General features: G+C 64.3%; 1 protein-coding gene and 2 pseudogenes. All 3 read left to right on the top strand.

Going from position 1 to position 1351, the window contains the following annotated elements:
• Positions 1–340 (top strand): annotated as a pseudogene (locus FTV41_RS14755) (helicase RepA family protein); the annotation flags it as partial.
• Positions 327–1178: a replication protein C, IncQ-type gene (gene repC, locus FTV41_RS14750; protein WP_010895881.1), complete on the top strand. Its 852-nt coding sequence runs from the start codon at positions 327–329 to the stop codon at positions 1176–1178. The pseudogene FTV41_RS14755 and the gene repC, both read left to right, overlap by 14 nt.
• A gap of 48 nt (positions 1179–1226) precedes the next feature.
• Positions 1227–1351 (top strand): annotated as a pseudogene (locus FTV41_RS14745) (transposase); the annotation flags it as partial.

The following is a 1351-nucleotide window of genomic DNA, read 5'->3' as shown; positions in this document are numbered from 1 at the left end:
CGCCGATACCGGGTGTTCTATCGTGTTCCTGCACCATGCCAGCAAGGGCGCGGCCATGATGGGCGCAGGCGACCAGCAGCAGGCCAGCCGGGGATCGTCCGTGCTGGTGGATAACATCCGCTGGCAGTCCTACCTGTCCGGCATGACGGCCGCCGAGGCCGAGGAATGGGGCGTGGACGACTCACAGCGGCCCTATTTCGTCCGCTTTGGTGTCAGCAAGGCCAACTATGGGGTGCCGTTCAAAGACCGCTGGTTCAGGCGGCATGACGGCGGGGTGCTCAAACCCGCCGTGCTGGAAAAGCAGCGCAAAAGCAAGGGGGTGCGCCGTGGTGAAGCCTAAGAACAAGTACAGTCTCAGCCACGTCCGGCACGACCCGGCGCACTGTCTGGCTCCCGGCCTGTTCCGTGCCCTCAAGCGGGGCGAGCGCAAGCGCAGCAAGCTGGACGTGACGTATGACTACGGCGACGGCAAGCGGATCGAGTTCAAGGGGCCGGAGCCGCTGGGTGCTGATGATCTGCGCATCCTGCAAGGGCTGGTGGCAATGGCTGGGCCTAATGGCCTAGTGCTTAGCCCAGAACCCAAGACCGAAGGCGGGCAGCAGCTCCGGTTGTTCTTGGAACCCAAGTGGGAGGCCGTTACCGCTGATGCCATGGTGGTTAAGGGCAGCTATCGGGCGCTGGCCCGTGAAATCGGGTATGCAGAGGATGGCGGCAGCCAGTTCAAGGCAATCCGGGAGTGCATTGAGCGCCTGTGGACAGTCTCCATCATCGCCCAAAATGGCCGCAAGCGGCAGGGGTTCCGGCTGCTTGCCGAGTACGCCAGCGACGAGGCAGGCGGGCGTCTGTACGTGGCCCTGAACCCCTTAATTGCTCAGGCCGTCATGGGTGGTGGCCAGCATGTGCGCATCAGCATGGACGAGGTGCGAGCGCTGGACAGCGAAGCGGCCCGCCTGCTGCATCAGCGCCTGTGTGGCTGGATCGACCCCGGCAAGACCGGCAAGGCGGCCATAGATACCCTGTGCGGCTATGTCTGGCCGTCAGAGGCCAGTGGTTCGACCATGCGCAAGCGCCGCCAGCGGGTGCGCGAGGCGTTGCCGGAGCTGGTTGCGCTGGGCTGGACGGTAACCGAGTTCGCGGCGGGCAAGTACGACATCACCCGGCCCAAGGCGGCAGGCTGACCCCCTGTTTAACAGTCACGCCCCTCCCCCTCCGCACTGTCAGATTGCTACCAGCTCAAGACGCCGTACCGGGACGGCACCACGCACGTCATTTTCGAACCATTGGATTTCATTGCAAGGCTGGCCGCCCTGGTACCGAAGCCCAGAGTCAACCTAACCCGCTTCCACGGGGT

It is taken from the genome of Acinetobacter sp. YH16051, assembly GCF_013417135.1.
GTDB lineage: Bacteria > Pseudomonadota > Gammaproteobacteria > Pseudomonadales > Moraxellaceae > Acinetobacter > Acinetobacter towneri.
Note: the sequence above shows the minus strand (reverse complement) of the source record. Positions and strands in the feature narration are given on the sequence as shown.